Source organism: Truepera radiovictrix DSM 17093 (genome assembly GCF_000092425.1).
Lineage (GTDB): Bacteria > Deinococcota > Deinococci > Deinococcales > Trueperaceae > Truepera > Truepera radiovictrix.
Map to the genome: position 1 here is coordinate 2,798,666 of NC_014221.1, position 14,071 is coordinate 2,812,736.

Sequence of the window (14,071 nt, forward strand, 5' to 3'; positions counted from 1 at the left end):
CCCCCAGGGGGCTTTGTCGTGTTGGTAGGGGGCTACAGAACTCAGCCCTCCGCAGCGAGCTGCTTCATCAACGACGCCATCTCGATCGCCCCCAGGGCCGCCTCGGCGCCCTTGTTGCCCGCTTTCGTCCCCGCCCGCTCGATCGCCTGCTCGATGGTGTCGACCGTCAACACCCCGAAGATCACCGGTACGCCCGTCTCGAGCGCCGCGCTCGCCACGCCGCTCGCCACCATGCTGCAGACCACGTCGTAGTGCCCCGTCGCGCCGCGGATCACCGCGCCCAGGGTCACGACGGCGTCGTAGCGGCCGCTCGCGGCGAGGGTTCTAGCGACCACCGGGATCTCCACCGCGCCCGGCACCCACACCGCCGTCAGGTCGTCGGGGCGGGCGCCGTGGCGCACGAGCGCCTCCTCGGCCCCCTCGAGGAGCCGGCGCGTGATGAAGTCGTTGAAGCGGCTCGCCACGAGGGCGAACCTCAGCCCCTCGGCGTGCATCCCACCCTGTAGCGTTTTCACCTTGACCTCGCGTTCATGACCTACGGGGCGACGCTCAGCAGCACGTCGTCTAGGGACGCCGAGACGGCGTACTCGGGTTCGCCGTCCTCGGGGAAGCGGGCGGTAAAGAGGTTCCACCCCGCCCGGAACTCGAGCTCGCCCCCCTTGCTCGGCGCCACCACGACGTCACGGTCGACGTAGAGCAGGTTGAAAAAACCCGTCGGCGAGGTGACCATCGCCACCCCGCCATACGGCGTGTCGGTCCCTCTATCGAAGGTGCCGCTAGCGTTCTCGTCGAGGTACACGCTCACGACCGCACGCGCTACGCGCGCGCCCTCCGGCGCGACGCTGTACGCGTCTTGCAACCCGGGCAAGCTCACCTCACCGCTGCGAAAGGGCAGCAGCTCCGTCACCTCACCCGCGACGACAACGCGAAAGGTCAGCCCCTGGTCCGTCACCGTCGGCACCCCCCCGCCCACCTCGCGCCCCCACACGCCGCCGGGGTTGACGAGGTGCACGCCGACGCGCAGGGGCGCCCCCTCGGGTAGCGGCTCGAGGGTCTCGATCACACCAGCGACGGTGACGTCCCGCTGCGCCGCTGCCGCCGCTAGGCTCCCTAGCAGCAAGCACGCACCCACCGTCCTCAGCCAAGTTACGTGTCTCATATAGGCTCCTAATCGGGCAGCTTAACACGGCCGTGCGGGTGCGCCCCTAAGGGGGGCATGAGGGCCGCTTCACGCGCCTCCTATGTGGCGGCCACGTTGGACCAACCGCCGCCTTACGGGGTGCGCCGCTCGGCGCGCCCGGTCCCGCCGCGGCTACGCGTGATAGCCCTCTGGGTGCGCCTGAAACCACCGCCACGCCGACGCGACGATCTCGCGCAGGTCGGCGTGCTGCGGCCGCCAACCGAGCTCTTGGGTCAGCAGCGACGAGTCCGCTACCAACGCCGCCGGGTCGCCCGCGCGGCGCGGCAGCACCCGCTCCGGGATCTCGTGACCGGTCACCTCGCGGCAGACCTCGACCACCTCGCGGACGCTAAAGCCGGTGCCGTTACCCAAGTTGTACGCGTGCGCCTCGCCCGGCTCCAGCGCCTCGACCGCCAGCACGTGCGCCTCGGCGAGGTCGAGCACGTGGATGTAGTCGCGCACGCAGGTGCCGTCGCGGGTCGGGTAGTCGTCGCCAAAGATGGGGATGTAGGCGCGTTTGCCGCGCGCGACCTCTAGCACGATGGGGATGAGGTGGCTCTCGGGGCGGTGGTCCTCGCCGAAGCGCCCCGAGGCCCCGGCGGCGTTAAAGTAGCGCAGCGTGGTGTACCCGAGCCCCTGGGTCCGCTGCAGCCACGCGAGCATCCGCTCGATAAGGTACTTCGACTCGCCGTAGACGCTCTCGGGGCGGATAGGCGCGTCCGCCGGGATGGGGAGCGCGTCGGGGGTACCGAAAAGCGCCGCCGTCGAGGAGAGCACGAACCTCTTGACGCCGTGCCCCACGAGGGTCTCGAGCAGCTTTAGCGACCCCGCGCTGTTGTTGCCGAAGTACTTAAACGGCTGCTCCATCGACTCGCCGACGAGCGAGGAGGCGGCGAAGTGCAAGACCGCCTCGACGCCGTGCTCCTGCACCGCAAAACCCACCATCTCGGGGTCTTGGATGTCGCCGTGGACGAACGCGGCCGCCTCGTGAACCGCGTCGCGGTGCCCGGTGACGAGGTTGTCGAGCACCACCACCCGGTGGCCCCGGTTGACAAGCGCTTCGACCGTGACGCTGCCGATATACCCTGCTCCGCCTGTGACGAGAACGTTCATGAGGGCAGTGTACCGGGTTTGGAGCGGCGGGCTTTGGCGGCTGGGCGGCGCCGCGGCGGCGTGTCCTGGTAGCGCGCGAAACGGCGCGACACCGCCCCGAAGGGGCGTTATAGTGAGCGCACAGGAGGTTGACATGACCGTACCCCTAACCGAGAAGAGCGCTCCTGCGAGCACCTCGGCTTTAGACGCCGGCCTTATCTGGTTTGAAGGCGAACTCGTCCCCGCCGCCGAAGCCAAGGTGTCGGTGCTCACGCACGCGCTTCACTACGGCACCAGCGTCTTCGAGGGCATCCGCGCCTACAAGACGGCGCGCGGCCCGGCCGTCTTTCGCCTGCCCGAGCACTCGCAGCGCCTTATCGACTCGGCCAAGATCATCGGCATGCCCGTGCCCTATAGCGCCGACGAGATCAACCACGCGGTGCTCGAGACCATCCGTCACAACGGCCGCGACGCCTGCTATATCCGGCCGCTCCTCTGGTACGGCGCCGAGTCTTTGGGCGTCAACCCCGGCAGAAACCGCGTGCACTTTATGGTCGCAACCCTCCCCTGGGGCGTGTACCTGGGCGAAGAGGCGATCCGCGAGGGCGCCAAGCTCGTCACCAGCTCGTGGCGCCGGAGCCCTGGCGACGTCATGCCCACGAAGTCCAAAGCGGGGGGCAACTACATCAACTCGGTTCTGGCCAACCAAGAGGCGCGCGGGAGCGGTTTTGATGAGGCGCTCTTACTCGACAAAGAGGGGTTCGTCGCCGAGGGCTCCGGCGAGAACATCTTCTTCCTCAAGGGCGGCACCCTCTACCCCATCGCGCACTCGGTCAACCTGCGCGGCATCACCCGCGACACGGTCATCAAGATCGCCGAGTGGATGGGCACCCCCGTGGTGCCGACGATGGCGACCCGCGACGAGCTCTACACCGCCGACGAGGTCTTTATGGTCGGCACCGCCGCCGAGGTCACACCGGTCTCCTCCATCGACCGCCGCCCCATCGGCACCGGCAAAGCGGGCGAGTTCTCGCTCAAGATGCGCGAAACCTACCTCAAGGTGGTGAGCGGCGAGGTGCCCGAGTTCGACCACTGGCTGAGCTACGTCAACGGTTAGCGCAAGCTGCCGCACCGTGGTGGCGCCCCCGAAAGCGACGTTTCCGGCCTTTCGGGGGCCTTTGTCGAAGCTCTGCAGAGGTTTTCGCCCGGCCTCGGTGCATCCTCTTGACGAATGTCGCATATCGGTGTACACTACCCTTATCAGCGCTCGCAAGAGCGCTCTTTTTTTTACCCGCTTCACCCACCCCCCGCTACCGAGGCGCCATCCTCCCCCGTCGCACGCGGTAAGGTAAGAGCCCCCATGGACACCCCCCTCCGCCGCCTCTGGACCGAGGGCCGCTGCGCCCGCGCCGCCTGGGTCACCCTCAACCACCCCCTCGTCGCCGAGAGCCTCGCTCGCCTCGGCTTCGACGCCCTCTGCCTCGATCTGCAGCACGGCCTTCTCACCGAGAGCGACCTCCTGGGGATGCTGCAGGCCGTCTCGCAGACCGGTGCGAGCGCCCTCGTCCGCGTCCCGTCGCACGACCCGGCCCTCATCGGCAGAGCCCTCGACTTGGGCGCCGCGGGGGTCATCGTGCCGCTCGTCAACACCCCGGCGGAGGCGGCGGCGGTCGTCGCGGCCTGCCGCTACCCCCCTGCGGGGCGGCGCTCGTACGGCCCGGTGCGCGCGTCCCTACTCTACGGGAGCGACTACGCGGCTCGCGCGAACGACGCGGTGAGCGTCTTCGTGATGATCGAGACCGAACAGGGGCTCGCTAACCTCGAGGCCATCTGCGACACGCCGGGGCTAACGGGCGTGTTTATCGGCCCCATCGACCTCTCCTACGCGCTGGGGCTCCCGCCACAACCCGACAACCCGCACCCGGCGCACGTCGCGGCGGTGACGCGCATCCTGGAGGCGTGCCGCCGCCGGGGGCTGGTCGCGGGCAGCTTCTCCGACGACCCGAGCTTCGGGCGCGCGCTCGTCGAAAAGGGCGCGCAGCTCGTCGTGGTCGCTACCGACGCGCGCTGCTTGACCGAGGCGGCGAGCGCGCGGCTGCGGGCGTTTGACGCGCCCTCACGCACCTCACACACGTAGGCCCCCGCACAGGCCGTCCGGGTAAGCTAGAGCATGACCCCTACCCCCCCCAAGCGCCGAACGGTCGGTATCGTGATCTTCGACGACGTCGAGGTGCTCGACTTCTGCGGTCCCTTCGAGGTCTTTTCGGTCGCCCGCCCCCCCGGCCGCGAGGAGGACGAGGCGCGGCTCTTTGACGTCGTGACGCTTGCGGCGACGCCGGAGGTGGTGCGCGCGCGCTACGGGTTGCGGGTCGTCCCCGACCACACCCTCGACGACCACCCCCCTTTAGACCTCGTGGTCATCCCCGGCGGGCGCGGGACGCGGCGCGAGCGGCGTAACGGCGCCCTACTTCGGTGGCTCAAGCAGCAGCACGCGCGCGCGGAGCTCACCGCGAGCGTCTGCACGGGCGCCTTTTTGCTCGCCGAGTGCGGGCTACTCGATGGCCGGCGTGCCACCACGCACTGGGGGAGCGTGCAGGCGATGCGCGACAGGTACCCGCAGGTCGCGGTCGCCGAGGACGCGCGCTTCGTCGACGAGGGCCGCGTCCTGACCGCAGCGGGCATCTCGGCGGGGATCGACCTCGCCCTCTACCTCGTCGCCAAGCTGCACGGCGCCGAGGTCGCCGCCTGGACGGCGCGGCACATGGAGTACGACTGGAACCCCGCGTTCGCCGCCGAGGGGGCCTAGACGCCCCCCGAGTTTTTCAACCACCACGTCGTCCTGGCCGAGGGGTTCTGGGACCGGCGGGCGTTTGTCGGCAAGTGGCGCCGCCTCTACGCCCGCGACCCCAAGTGGCGCGCGCCGCACCTAGGGGCGCTGCGCCGCGCGCTGGGTGAGCTTGCGCCGCTGCGCGTCTGGGTCGAGGCGCTCCCCCGCACCCCGCTTTACGGGGCCTCGAGCTTCGATCAGCCAGTCGCCGCGGTTGCCGTGCGCCGCGACCCCGTGCAAAGGGGCACCGCCTACCTGACGATGCTGCACGCCGCCAACGACCGCGGTGCGTTGACCGTTTTGCTCGACGCCCTGGCCGAGCACCTGCGCCCGCAGGGGGTGCGGGCGCTCATCGGCCCGACCCACCTGCTGCCCCACTTGGGCGGCGGGGTGCTCGTCAGCCACTGGCACCGGCCGCCGCCCACCGACACCCCTTACGCGCCCCCCTACCTGGGCGAGCACTTGGGCGCGCTGATGGTGCCTCTTGGCGAGGCGCGCCTCGTCGAGCTCGAGGTGCCCGCCGCGCACCCAGGCCCCCCGCCCGCGGGGGCGCTCGAGCTCGCGCCGCTGGCGCTCGAGCGGCTGGCGGGCGACCTGCTCCCCCTCTTTCGCGCGGCGGTCGCCCCCTCACCGGCGCTCTCCCCCCCGGACGCGGCCGAAGTAGCGGCGGCCCTGAGGTGGTGGGAACCCCGCCGCCCCTTCGGCTATCTCGCCCTTGCCGGTGGGGCACCGGTCGGTTTCGCCCTCCTCTACGAGGACCCCGCGGCGCGCCCCGTCCGGTGCGGCCGCCTCCTCGGGGGTGTCGCGCCCGCGGCGAGGGGGCGGGGCGTCGGGCGCGCGCTTTTAGGGAGCGCGTTAGCGGCGGCCCGCGCGCGCGGCTGGGCGCGCCTCAGCGTCGGCCCCGTACCCACGACGTCGGCCGCCGAGGCCTTTTTGAGGGCGTGTGGCGGCGTGCCGGAGGGACGCTACACCCTCTACCAGGCGGCGCTCTAGGGGTGACCCTACGCTAGCGTTCATGGAGCAGCGCACGTGGGGCAGCGTTTGGCGGGCCTCGCCGCCTCGACGCGAGGACGGCCAAAAGCCGTTCGGTAGCGTCCGGGGGGCGGTCGCTACGCTTACCGTCTCGGCCTGACGCCGCTCGAAGACGACGCCCTCGGCGCTGAGGGCGCGCAAAAAACCCAGCCGCTGGGGGCTGGGCGAACCGTTGGGAGTTTTCGGGTCTAGAGCGACCGCTGGGGTGTGCGCGCTACAGGGCGCTTCGGCTGGCGCCGGAGGGCACGCGCCAAGCGGCTGCGGAAGCTCGGGGTCATACGGGCGGCGCGCGCTTCGGCGAGAAGTTCCCTCATGCGGTCTTGGGCGTAGTCGTAGTGAAAGTCTAGGTACATCGTTGTCTCCTTTGTAGACGAGGGGCCGGAGCGAACGGCGCGGGATGCGTTAGCGGTTCGCCCAGTGCCAGAGGACGCGGGGGGTACGTTCGCGGTCGGGGTACGCGGTGCGCGCGAGGCGCTGCGATTTGGCGTGGCGCTGGAGTTCGGCGATGTGGTTGCTGGCCAGCAGGGTAAAGCTCGTGTGCGACAGCATTAGGTGTCCTTTCTCGTGCTCCAAGCACGGGCGTTGTCGGGGGGGTGCCCAGAGCGGGCCGACCTCAGTGTAGCAGCTTCCTAGCGAATATGCAAGCGCATATTCAGAGGAAATGTCATCCCTTGGTCAACCCATCGGTCTTTTCAGGGAGAGAGTACACAGCGGCGTTGTCGACAGGGGCAGAGCTCATCAAACCGGCGCCGGGACAAAAAAGATCAGCGGAAAGCCGCCTTTGGACGACGCGGGCGCGCCCGAGCGGCAGCCGTCTCGGCGAGCCGTCGCAGCGACAGCGAAGCCTATGGGGGTCGAAGTACAACGGTCACTGCAGCTTGGGCCTGCGTGTTTAAGACCCCCCAGATGCCCACCGGTATGCAAAAAAGCAGGTAGCCCGAAGGCCACCTCTAGGTTAGGTCCTGGTTGGACGGGCGCAGCGGTACGCGCTCAGTAGGCTTTGCCGAAGATCACCTTGCGCGGGTAGCCGCTCGGCTTGCCGGTGTGGACGCACGTGCTCCCTTCGGCGCTCGGACCGTCGAAGGGGACGCAGCGCGCGGTCGCTTTGGTGTGCTCCTGGAGCCAGCGCTCGGAGTCGGCGTCGCCGCAGTGCGTGGCGTAGACGAAGCCCTCCTCGACCCCCTCCCTAAACTCCTCGAGGGTGTGCACCTCGCGGATGTGCGCGTCGCGAAAGTCACGGGCGCGCTCGAAGAGGGCCGCTTGAAAGCGCTCGAGCTCGTCGGGCAGGGTCTGCGCCAAGTTGGCGAGCTTGACGGGGCGCTTTTCGCCGGAGAGCCGGTCGGCGAGCAGCGCGGCGCCCGCCTCTAGGTCTTTGGGGCCGAGCTCGAGGCGCAGCGGCACCCCCTTTTGCTCCCACTCGTTAAACTTCCACCCCGGGCTCATCCCCTGGCGGTCGTCGACCTTGACCCGCACGCCCGCGTCTTTTAGAGCGGCGTGCAGCTTGCCTACCTCGGCGAGCACCGCCGCGCGCGCCGCGTCGTCGTCGGCGCGGTAGATGGGCACGACGACGACCTGATGGGGCGCCAGGGGGGGCGGCAGGATAAGCCCCTTGTCGTCGCCGTGGGTCATGATGAGCGCCCCGATAAAGCGCCACGAGAGCCCCCACGAGGTCGTGTGCACAAACGCCTGCTGGTTGTTGACGTCGTTAAAGGTGATGTTAAAGGCGCGCGCGAAGTTGTCGCCCATGTAGTGGCTCGTACCGGCCTGGAGCGCCTTGCCGTCGCGCATCATAGCCTCGATGGTGTAGGTGTTCTGGGCGCCCGCGAAGCGCTCGCCGGGGGTCTTTTCGCCCCTAAAGACGGGCAGCGCTCCGTAGCGCTCGGCGAACTCGGCGTAGATCTCGAGCATCTGCCGGGTCTCCGCCATCGCCTCTTCGGCCGTAGCGTGCGCGGTGTGACCCTCTTGCCACAAGAATTCGGTGGTGCGCAAAAAGGGCCGGGTGCGCAGCTCCCAGCGCAGCACGTTGCACCACTGGTTGTATAGCAGCGGCAGGTCGCGGTAGGACTGGATCCATTTGCTATAGGCCTCGCCGATGATGGTCTCGCTCGTCGGGCGAATCGCTAGGGGCTCCTCGAGCGCTTTGCCCCCCGCGTGCGTCACCACCGCCAGCTCCGGCGAAAACCCCTCGACGTGGTCCGCTTCGCGCTCGAAAAAGCTCGTGGGAATCAGCAGCGGGAAGTAGAGGTTTTCGTGCCCCGTGGCCTTGAACATCGCGTCGAGGTGACGCTGGATGTTCTCCCAGATGGCGTACCCGTAGGGTTTGACGATGATCGAACCACGCACCGGGCTGAGGTCGGCGAGGTCCGCTTTGTAGACCACTTCGTTGTACCAGGCGCTAAAGTCTTCGTGTTGCGGGGTGAGCCCGCGCTGCTTCGTCTTCGTCATGACGCCTAGCCTACCGCGAAAGCGTCGCGCGCGGCTTTGGGCCAAGGCCAGGGGTTTTAGCGCGTCAGCTGCTCGCCACCCAAGTGCCCTATAAACCGAGCCCGCGGCGGGTGCTGCGCAGCGCGGGCGCCAGCACCACGCTCAGCACCGGCGCAACAGAGGTGTCGTGGCGGCCGCCGCCGTAGCGACGAGACAGCAGCGCCCAAAGGCGGGCCGGTGAGGGTGCATCAAAACGGTGAGGGTGCGTCAAAAAGGGTGCCTTGCGGCACCCTCATCTCCGTCATGTCCTTGGCGCTACCAGCGGTTAGTTGCCGGTCGCGTCGTCCTGGTCATCAGCCGCGTCGTCGGCGTCGTCGGGAGTCACCGTGTCGGTCGTCGTGGTGGCCTCGGGCTGTGCGGGCTCGGTGACCGCCGGGTCGGTGGCGGGGTCGGTCGCCGCGGGATCGGTCGGTTCAGCCGTGTCCGTCGTCGTCGCGGGCGCGCCGGTGGTACCCGTGCCCGTGCCGGCCCCACCACCGGGCTCACACGCGACGAGGGCCAGAGAGACCGAAAGCGACGCTAGCAGGATGAGTAACTTTTTAGACATAGGTCAACGCCTCCTTTAGCGACACCGTAGCAAAGGGTGATATGGCAAACGTTAAGCCACACTGCAGTTTGATGAAAGGTAAACGCATAAAGCGTGCTTGCTACGCGCGTCGCTCCGCAGATTGGGTCAGGACGCCTAGGAGGGCAGTAGGTCGCGCCCCTAGCACCTACGACCCGACGCCACGCTGAGTTTAAGGGGGTCGCGCCGCCCTTTGTCAAGGGTTCATCTTGCGAACGGGAGAGCAACCTGATACAACCGCCTATGACCCCCTACCGAAGCCTTTTCGACCTCTCAGATAGGCGCGCGTTGGTCATCGGCGCGGGCTCGGGTATCGGTGCCGCCGTGGCGCAAGGGCTCTCGGCGTTCGGCGCCTTTGTCACCTGCGCCGACCTCGACCTCGGGGCCGCCGAGCGGGTGCGGGTTGGCCTCGAAGGCCCCGGTGAAGCGACGCGCCTCGACCTCACCGATAGCGCGCAGGTCGCCGCGGTTATAGGGGCGCTCCCCAAACTCGATATCCTCATCTGCACCCCCGCTATCAACGTGCGCAAACGGCTTTTGGAGCTCTCCGAGGCTGAGTTCGAGCGGGTTGTCAACCTTAACCTCAAGGGAAGTTTTTTTGCACTGCAGGCCGCCGGACGGCGGATGGCGGAGGCGGGGGGCGGGAGCATCGTGCTCTTTTCAAGTATCCGCGCGCAGGTCGTCGAACCGGGGCAAGGGGTCTACGCCGCGACGAAAGCGGGGGCCTTGCAGCTGGTGCGGGCGCTCGCCGCCGAACTTGGCCCCTACGGGGTGCGCGCCAACGCTATCGCCCCGGGGGTGGTCGAGACACCGCTCACCGCCCCCATCAAAGCGCACCCCGAGTGGTACCGCGCCTACGCCGACAAGGGTGCGCTCGGGCGTTGGGCGACGCCGGACGAAATGGTCGGCGCGGCGGTCTTTCTCGCGAGCCGCGCCGCCTCCTACGTCACCGGCACCCTCCTCGTCGTCGATGGCGGCTGGACGGCGGTCGACGGGCGCTTTACACCGCCCCTATGACCCCGTGTGAAGCGCTCGCCGCGCGCGCGGCGGCGGCGGTCGATCCGGAGCGGGCGGTCGCCCTCGCCCGGGCGCTGGTGCAGCGCCGCAGCGTCTTCGAACCGGAGCGGGGCTGCGCGGAGGCCGAAGCCGCGCGCTTTCTCGCCGCGACCTTGCGCGAGAGCGGCTTCTCGGTCACGCTCGAAGAGGTGGCGCCGGGGCGCCCCAACGTGATCGCCGACTGGAGCGGGTCGCGCTTCGACCCCAAACGCCACAAGACGCTGCTGTTTGGGGGGCACACCGACGTCGTCACCGAGGGCGACGCGGCGGCCTGGAAGCACCCCCCCTTCGCGGGGGTGCTCGAGGGGGGGCGCCTCTACGGCCGCGGCGCGTGCGACATGAAAGCGGGCGTCGCGGCGGCGGTCGTCGCGGCCGAGGCGGTGCGCGCAGCCGCGCCCGAGCTCGGCGGCCGCTTGCGCCTCGGCTTCGTGGTCGACGAAGAGGGGCTCATGCTCGGCGTCAAGCACTTTATCCGCCGGGGGTGGGCACGCGGGGTCGCTGGCGCGATCATCTGCGAACCCGAGGAGAACGAGCTGTGCCTGTGGCAAAAGGGGGCGCTGCGCGTCGAGGTGCGCGCGCGCGGCGTGATGGCGCACGGCGCGATGCCCTACGCGGGGGTGAATCCGGTGCCGCCGCTCGTGCGGTTTTTGGGGGCAGTGGGGGAGCTCGAGCACGACGAGCAGAGGCGTTTGGGCGCTCACCCCTTCCTGGGGCTCCCCTACCTCACCCCGACTATCTTGCGCGCGCCGGAGCGGGGCGAAGCGCAGCTCAACGTCCTGCCCGAAACCGCCCTCTGCGCCCTTGACATCCGCACGGTACCGGGGCAGGACCACCGCGCGCTCCTCGGGCGCCTCGGGGCGCTCGCCGAGCAGGTGCAGGGGGACGCGGCGCTCTCCTTGACGCTGCTCGAAGACCGCCCCTGGACGCAGACGCCCGCAGACGACCCCTTGGTACGGGCGCTAGAGGCCGCCTACGTCCACGTGTTCGGCACCCCGCCGCGCTACGGCGGCGTCCCCGGCGCTACCGACGGCACCTTTTTACACGCCTGGGCGGGCGTACCCGTCGTAACGGTCGGGCCGGGCGGGCGCACCGTGCCGCATCAGCGCGACGAATACGTGGCGGTCGATGACCTCGTGCAGGCAGCTAGGCTCTACGCGGCGGCCGCCGTCTACTTTCTCGCCTAAAGCAGCGCTCAAGGGGCGTTTCGGCCCTGAGAAGCCACCGACAACCCACACGACCGGCCACACGCTACCCGCCAGCCCCCGTCAAGCGGTGCGCCCTGGTCCGAGAACACTGGAGCCCTAGGAAAGCGGGCGCGGTAAACTAGCACGACATCACGTAGGGGCCGCAGCGCGGCCCGAGGAGACCCATAGAGGAGACCTATGAAACACCTTCTAGCGCTCTCTACGCTTCTTTTCGCCGCGTCCGCCGTGGGCGCTCCCCCACCCCAGCAGGGCGGCGAGATCACGGTGGCGATCGTCGTCGAACCCCCCGGTTGGGACCCGACGGTCTCCAACTCGCAGGAGATCAACCGCGTCACCTACGGCAACGTCTACGAAGGGCTGGTGATGCTGAACCGCCACGGTGAGATCACACCCGGGCTCGCCGAGTCGTGGGAGGTGTCCGAAGACGGCCTCAGCTGGACCTTTACCCTGCGCGAAGGGGTCACCTTTCACGATGGCAGCACCTTTACGGCCGAAGACGTCCTCGCCAAGTTCGAGCGGGCGCGTGACCCCGACGCAGGCCACACCCACCCCGAGTACTACACGGCGATCGACACCGTGAGCGCCGAGGGCAACACGGTGACCTTTACCCTCACCCACCCCTCCGCGAGCCTCCTTTACAACCTCGCGCGGCCCTCCTCGATCATCTACCCCGCGGGCACCGAAGAGACGCAGCGAACCGCCCCCGTCGGCACGGGGCCCTTCCGCTTCGCCGAGTGGGTGCGCGGCAGCGAGGTGCGCCTAGAGCGCTTTGACGACTACCACGGCGAAAGCGCCTACCTAGACGCTGTGACCTTTCGCATCATCGAAGACCCCAGCGCGCAGCTCGCCGCGCTCCAAGCGGGCGACATCGACATGGTGGGCGTCGCGCTGAGCCCCGAGAACGCGCTGCAGGTGCAGGCCGACCCCAACCTTAAACTCACCGAGGGTTCGGCGACGACCGAGATCACCCTGGCGATGAATAACGCCCGCGAACCCTTAAGCGACCTGCGGGTGCGCCAAGCGATAACCCACGCCATCGACAAGCAAGCCATCATCGAGGGGGCGCTTTTCGGTTTCGGCACCCCCATCGGCACGCACGCCAGCCCCATCGAGCCCTACTTTATCGACGTCGAGCCCTACCCGTACGACCCCGAGCGCGCCCGCGAACTGCTCGCCGAAGCGGGGTTCGAGGATGGCCTCACGCTCACCTTCGAGCTCCCCCCCTACCCCATCGAGCGCCGCGTCGGCGAGGTCATCGCGCAGCAGCTCGCCGACGTGGGTATCACCGCGAACGTCACCAACGTCGAGTGGACGACCTGGCTCGAGCGCATCTTTACGAACGCCGACTATGAACTCACCATCATCGGCCACTCCGAACCGCGCGACATCGGCATCTACGGCAACCCCGAGTACTACTTCCGCTACAACAACCGCGACGTGCAGGCGCTTTTGGAGCAGGCCGAACGCGCGGTGGACGAAACCGAACGAAACGAGCTCTTAAAGGAGGTCGCGCAACGCATCGCCGACGAAGCGGTCAACGTCTGGGTGCTGAGCCCGCCCTACCTGGTGGCGGCGCGGGCCGACCTGTACGGCTTCTGGGAGGACCAACCGACGCCCGCGATCAACCTCACCGAGGCGTACCTCGCCCAACCCTAACCCCGCTCTGGGTCCGTGCTCGCCTACCTCCTGCGCCGCCTCGCCTCCGCGCTCCTCAGCGTCACCCTGGCGGCGGCGCTCGTCTTCGGGGCGCTGCAGGCGATCCCCGGCGACCCCGCCGTGGCGATCTTGGGCCTGAACGCCTCCCCCGAGGCGGTCGCCGCGCTGCGCGCCCAGCTCGGCCTCGACGAGCCGCCGCTGACGCGCTTCGTAGGGTGGTTCGGCGGCGCCCTACGGGGCGACTTCGGCACCTCGCTCAACTACGGTACGCCCGTGCGGGCGCTTATCGCCGAGCGCCTCGCCGTCTCCTTGCCGCTCGCCTTGGGCGGGATGCTGCTCGCTTGCCTCATCGCCCTGCCGCTCGGGATCGCCGCGGCCTTGGCGCGCGGCACCCCGCTCGACCCCGCGCTGACCGCCCTCGCGCAGCTCGGCGCCGCCGTACCGTCGTTTTGGCTCGGGCTGCTGCTCATCCTGCTCTTTAGCGTGCAGCTCGGTTGGCTCCCCGCGGGCGGCTTCGTCCCCTGGTCGCGCGACCCCGCGGGGTACCTGCGGAGCCTCGCGCTGCCGACGCTGGCGCTCGGGCTCGGGCAAGCGGCGGTGATCATGCGGATGACGCGCGCGGCGATGCTCGAGACCCTCGCGCAAGACTTTGTCCGCACGGCCCGCGCCAAGGGCCTCCCCGCGCGCCGCGTGATCTTGGGGCACGGCCTGCGCAACGCCCTCGTCACGCTCGTGACGGTGTTTGGCCTGTCGTTTTCGCAGGTTCTGGTGGGCGCTATCGTCATCGAACAGGTGTTTTCGTTGCCGGGGCTCGGGCGCCTCGCACTCACCGCCATCGGCACCCGCGACTTCCCGCTGCTGCAGGGTGAAATCCTCGTCTACGCCAGCGTCATCGTCTTTATGAGCCTGCTCGTCGACCTCTCTTACGGCCTGCTCGACCCACGCATCCGCTACGACTGAGGCGCTCCCCCAAG

General features: G+C 69.0%; 16 protein-coding genes. 8 read left to right on the forward strand and 8 right to left on the reverse strand.

Translation table 11 applies throughout. The features are described from left to right. Positions 1–41 precede the first annotated feature (41 nt). The 3 genes from ribH to galE form a co-directional block, all read right to left on the reverse strand. The gene (gene ribH, locus TRAD_RS12835) at positions 42–515 is read right to left on the reverse strand and encodes a 6,7-dimethyl-8-ribityllumazine synthase (RefSeq protein WP_013179040.1); all 474 of its coding nucleotides are present in this window, start codon (positions 513–515) and stop codon (positions 42–44) included. Between the two features lie 20 nt (positions 516–535). Beyond that, a complete protein-coding gene (locus TRAD_RS12840) occupies positions 536–1,159 on the reverse strand; it encodes a hypothetical protein (protein WP_013179041.1) in 624 nt (207 codons plus the stop codon). Between the two features lie 153 nt (positions 1,160–1,312). Then, positions 1,313–2,293 (reverse strand): UDP-glucose 4-epimerase GalE, encoded by a 981-nt coding sequence (gene galE, locus TRAD_RS12845; RefSeq protein ID WP_013179042.1) that lies wholly within the window; start codon positions 2,291–2,293, stop codon positions 1,313–1,315. Between the two features lie 133 nt (positions 2,294–2,426). On the opposite strand from galE, the gene TRAD_RS12850 reads away from it, so the two are divergent. From TRAD_RS12850 to TRAD_RS12860, 3 genes are all read left to right on the forward strand, one after another. Next, the gene (locus tag TRAD_RS12850; protein ID WP_013179043.1) at positions 2,427–3,389 is read left to right on the forward strand and encodes a branched-chain amino acid transaminase; all 963 of its coding nucleotides are present in this window, start codon (positions 2,427–2,429) and stop codon (positions 3,387–3,389) included. Between the two features lie 243 nt (positions 3,390–3,632). Further along, positions 3,633–4,409 carry an HpcH/HpaI aldolase family protein gene (locus TRAD_RS12855; protein WP_013179044.1) on the forward strand — a complete coding sequence of 259 codons (777 nt, stop codon included), beginning with the start codon at positions 3,633–3,635 and terminating at the stop codon, positions 4,407–4,409. A 33-nt stretch (positions 4,410–4,442) separates the two neighbouring features. After that, positions 4,443–5,078, forward strand: coding sequence for a DJ-1/PfpI family protein (locus TRAD_RS12860; RefSeq protein WP_013179045.1), 636 nt, complete (start codon positions 4,443–4,445; stop codon positions 5,076–5,078). 120 nt (positions 5,079–5,198) lie between these two features. Here TRAD_RS12860 and TRAD_RS16415 read toward each other — a convergent pair whose 3' ends face one another. Continuing rightward, positions 5,199–5,339, reverse strand: coding sequence for a hypothetical protein (locus TRAD_RS16415; RefSeq protein ID WP_185095174.1), 141 nt, complete (start codon positions 5,337–5,339; stop codon positions 5,199–5,201). Here TRAD_RS16415 and TRAD_RS12865 point away from each other — a divergent pair. Next, complete coding sequence (locus TRAD_RS12865) at positions 5,334–6,092, forward strand: GNAT family N-acetyltransferase (RefSeq protein ID WP_041947301.1); 759 nt, start codon at positions 5,334–5,336, stop codon at positions 6,090–6,092. The genes TRAD_RS16415 and TRAD_RS12865 overlap by 6 nt on opposite strands. Before the next feature lie 227 nt (positions 6,093–6,319). On the opposite strand, the gene TRAD_RS16420 is transcribed toward TRAD_RS12865, so the two are convergent. From TRAD_RS16420 to TRAD_RS16430, 4 genes are all read right to left on the reverse strand, one after another. Next, positions 6,320–6,484 (reverse strand): hypothetical protein, encoded by a 165-nt coding sequence (locus TRAD_RS16420; RefSeq protein WP_013179047.1) that lies wholly within the window; start codon positions 6,482–6,484, stop codon positions 6,320–6,322. Positions 6,485–6,533: 49 nt separating this feature from the next. Continuing rightward, entirely contained in the window at positions 6,534–6,680 is a 147-nt protein-coding gene (locus TRAD_RS16425; RefSeq protein WP_013179048.1) for a hypothetical protein, read from the reverse strand. Between the two features lie 441 nt (positions 6,681–7,121). Then, positions 7,122–8,576, reverse strand: a complete 1,455-nt coding sequence (proS, locus tag TRAD_RS12870) for a proline--tRNA ligase (protein ID WP_013179049.1) — start codon at positions 8,574–8,576, stop codon at positions 7,122–7,124. A gap of 304 nt (positions 8,577–8,880) precedes the next feature. Beyond that, the gene (locus TRAD_RS16430) at positions 8,881–9,162 is read right to left on the reverse strand and encodes a hypothetical protein (protein ID WP_013179050.1); all 282 of its coding nucleotides are present in this window, start codon (positions 9,160–9,162) and stop codon (positions 8,881–8,883) included. 261 nt (positions 9,163–9,423) lie between these two features. Here TRAD_RS16430 and TRAD_RS12880 point away from each other — a divergent pair, with 261 nt between their 5' ends. The 4 genes from TRAD_RS12880 to TRAD_RS12895 all read left to right on the forward strand — a co-directional run bounded on the left by TRAD_RS12880 (position 9,424) and on the right by TRAD_RS12895 (position 14,057). After that, positions 9,424–10,197 carry an SDR family NAD(P)-dependent oxidoreductase gene (locus tag TRAD_RS12880; protein ID WP_013179051.1) on the forward strand — a complete coding sequence of 258 codons (774 nt, stop codon included), beginning with the start codon at positions 9,424–9,426 and terminating at the stop codon, positions 10,195–10,197. Next, complete coding sequence (locus TRAD_RS12885; protein WP_013179052.1) at positions 10,194–11,420, forward strand: M20 family metallopeptidase; 1,227 nt, start codon at positions 10,194–10,196, stop codon at positions 11,418–11,420. Before TRAD_RS12880 ends, TRAD_RS12885 begins: the two co-directional genes overlap by 4 nt. A gap of 198 nt (positions 11,421–11,618) precedes the next feature. Next, positions 11,619–13,097, forward strand: a complete 1,479-nt coding sequence (locus TRAD_RS12890) for an ABC transporter substrate-binding protein (RefSeq protein WP_013179053.1) — start codon at positions 11,619–11,621, stop codon at positions 13,095–13,097. Between the two features lie 15 nt (positions 13,098–13,112). Further along, positions 13,113–14,057, forward strand: coding sequence for an ABC transporter permease (locus tag TRAD_RS12895; RefSeq protein WP_013179054.1), 945 nt, complete (start codon positions 13,113–13,115; stop codon positions 14,055–14,057). The last annotated feature ends 14 nt before the right edge of the window (positions 14,058–14,071 follow it).

Bases quoted from the DNA above. Each gene is read 5' to 3' on its own strand.
- TRAD_RS12840 (WP_013179041.1), bottom strand. From the start codon at position 1,159: ATGAGACACGTAACTTGGCTGAGGACGGTGGGTGCGTGCTTGCTGCTA.
- galE (WP_013179042.1), bottom strand. From the start codon at position 2,293: ATGAACGTTCTCGTCACAGGCGGAGCAGGGTATATCGGCAGCGTCACG.
- TRAD_RS12850 (WP_013179043.1), top strand. From the start codon at position 2,427: ATGACCGTACCCCTAACCGAGAAGAGCGCTCCTGCGAGCACCTCGGCT.
- TRAD_RS12855 (WP_013179044.1), top strand. From the start codon at position 3,633: ATGGACACCCCCCTCCGCCGCCTCTGGACCGAGGGCCGCTGCGCCCGC.
- TRAD_RS12860 (WP_013179045.1), top strand. From the start codon at position 4,443: ATGACCCCTACCCCCCCCAAGCGCCGAACGGTCGGTATCGTGATCTTC.
- TRAD_RS16420 (WP_013179047.1), bottom strand. From the start codon at position 6,484: ATGTACCTAGACTTTCACTACGACTACGCCCAAGACCGCATGAGGGAA.
- TRAD_RS16425 (WP_013179048.1), bottom strand. From the start codon at position 6,680: ATGCTGTCGCACACGAGCTTTACCCTGCTGGCCAGCAACCACATCGCC.
- proS (WP_013179049.1), bottom strand. From the start codon at position 8,576: ATGACGAAGACGAAGCAGCGCGGGCTCACCCCGCAACACGAAGACTTT.
- TRAD_RS16430 (WP_013179050.1), bottom strand. From the start codon at position 9,162: ATGTCTAAAAAGTTACTCATCCTGCTAGCGTCGCTTTCGGTCTCTCTG.
- TRAD_RS12880 (WP_013179051.1), top strand. From the start codon at position 9,424: ATGACCCCCTACCGAAGCCTTTTCGACCTCTCAGATAGGCGCGCGTTG.
- TRAD_RS12885 (WP_013179052.1), top strand. From the start codon at position 10,194: ATGACCCCGTGTGAAGCGCTCGCCGCGCGCGCGGCGGCGGCGGTCGAT.
- TRAD_RS12890 (WP_013179053.1), top strand. From the start codon at position 11,619: ATGAAACACCTTCTAGCGCTCTCTACGCTTCTTTTCGCCGCGTCCGCC.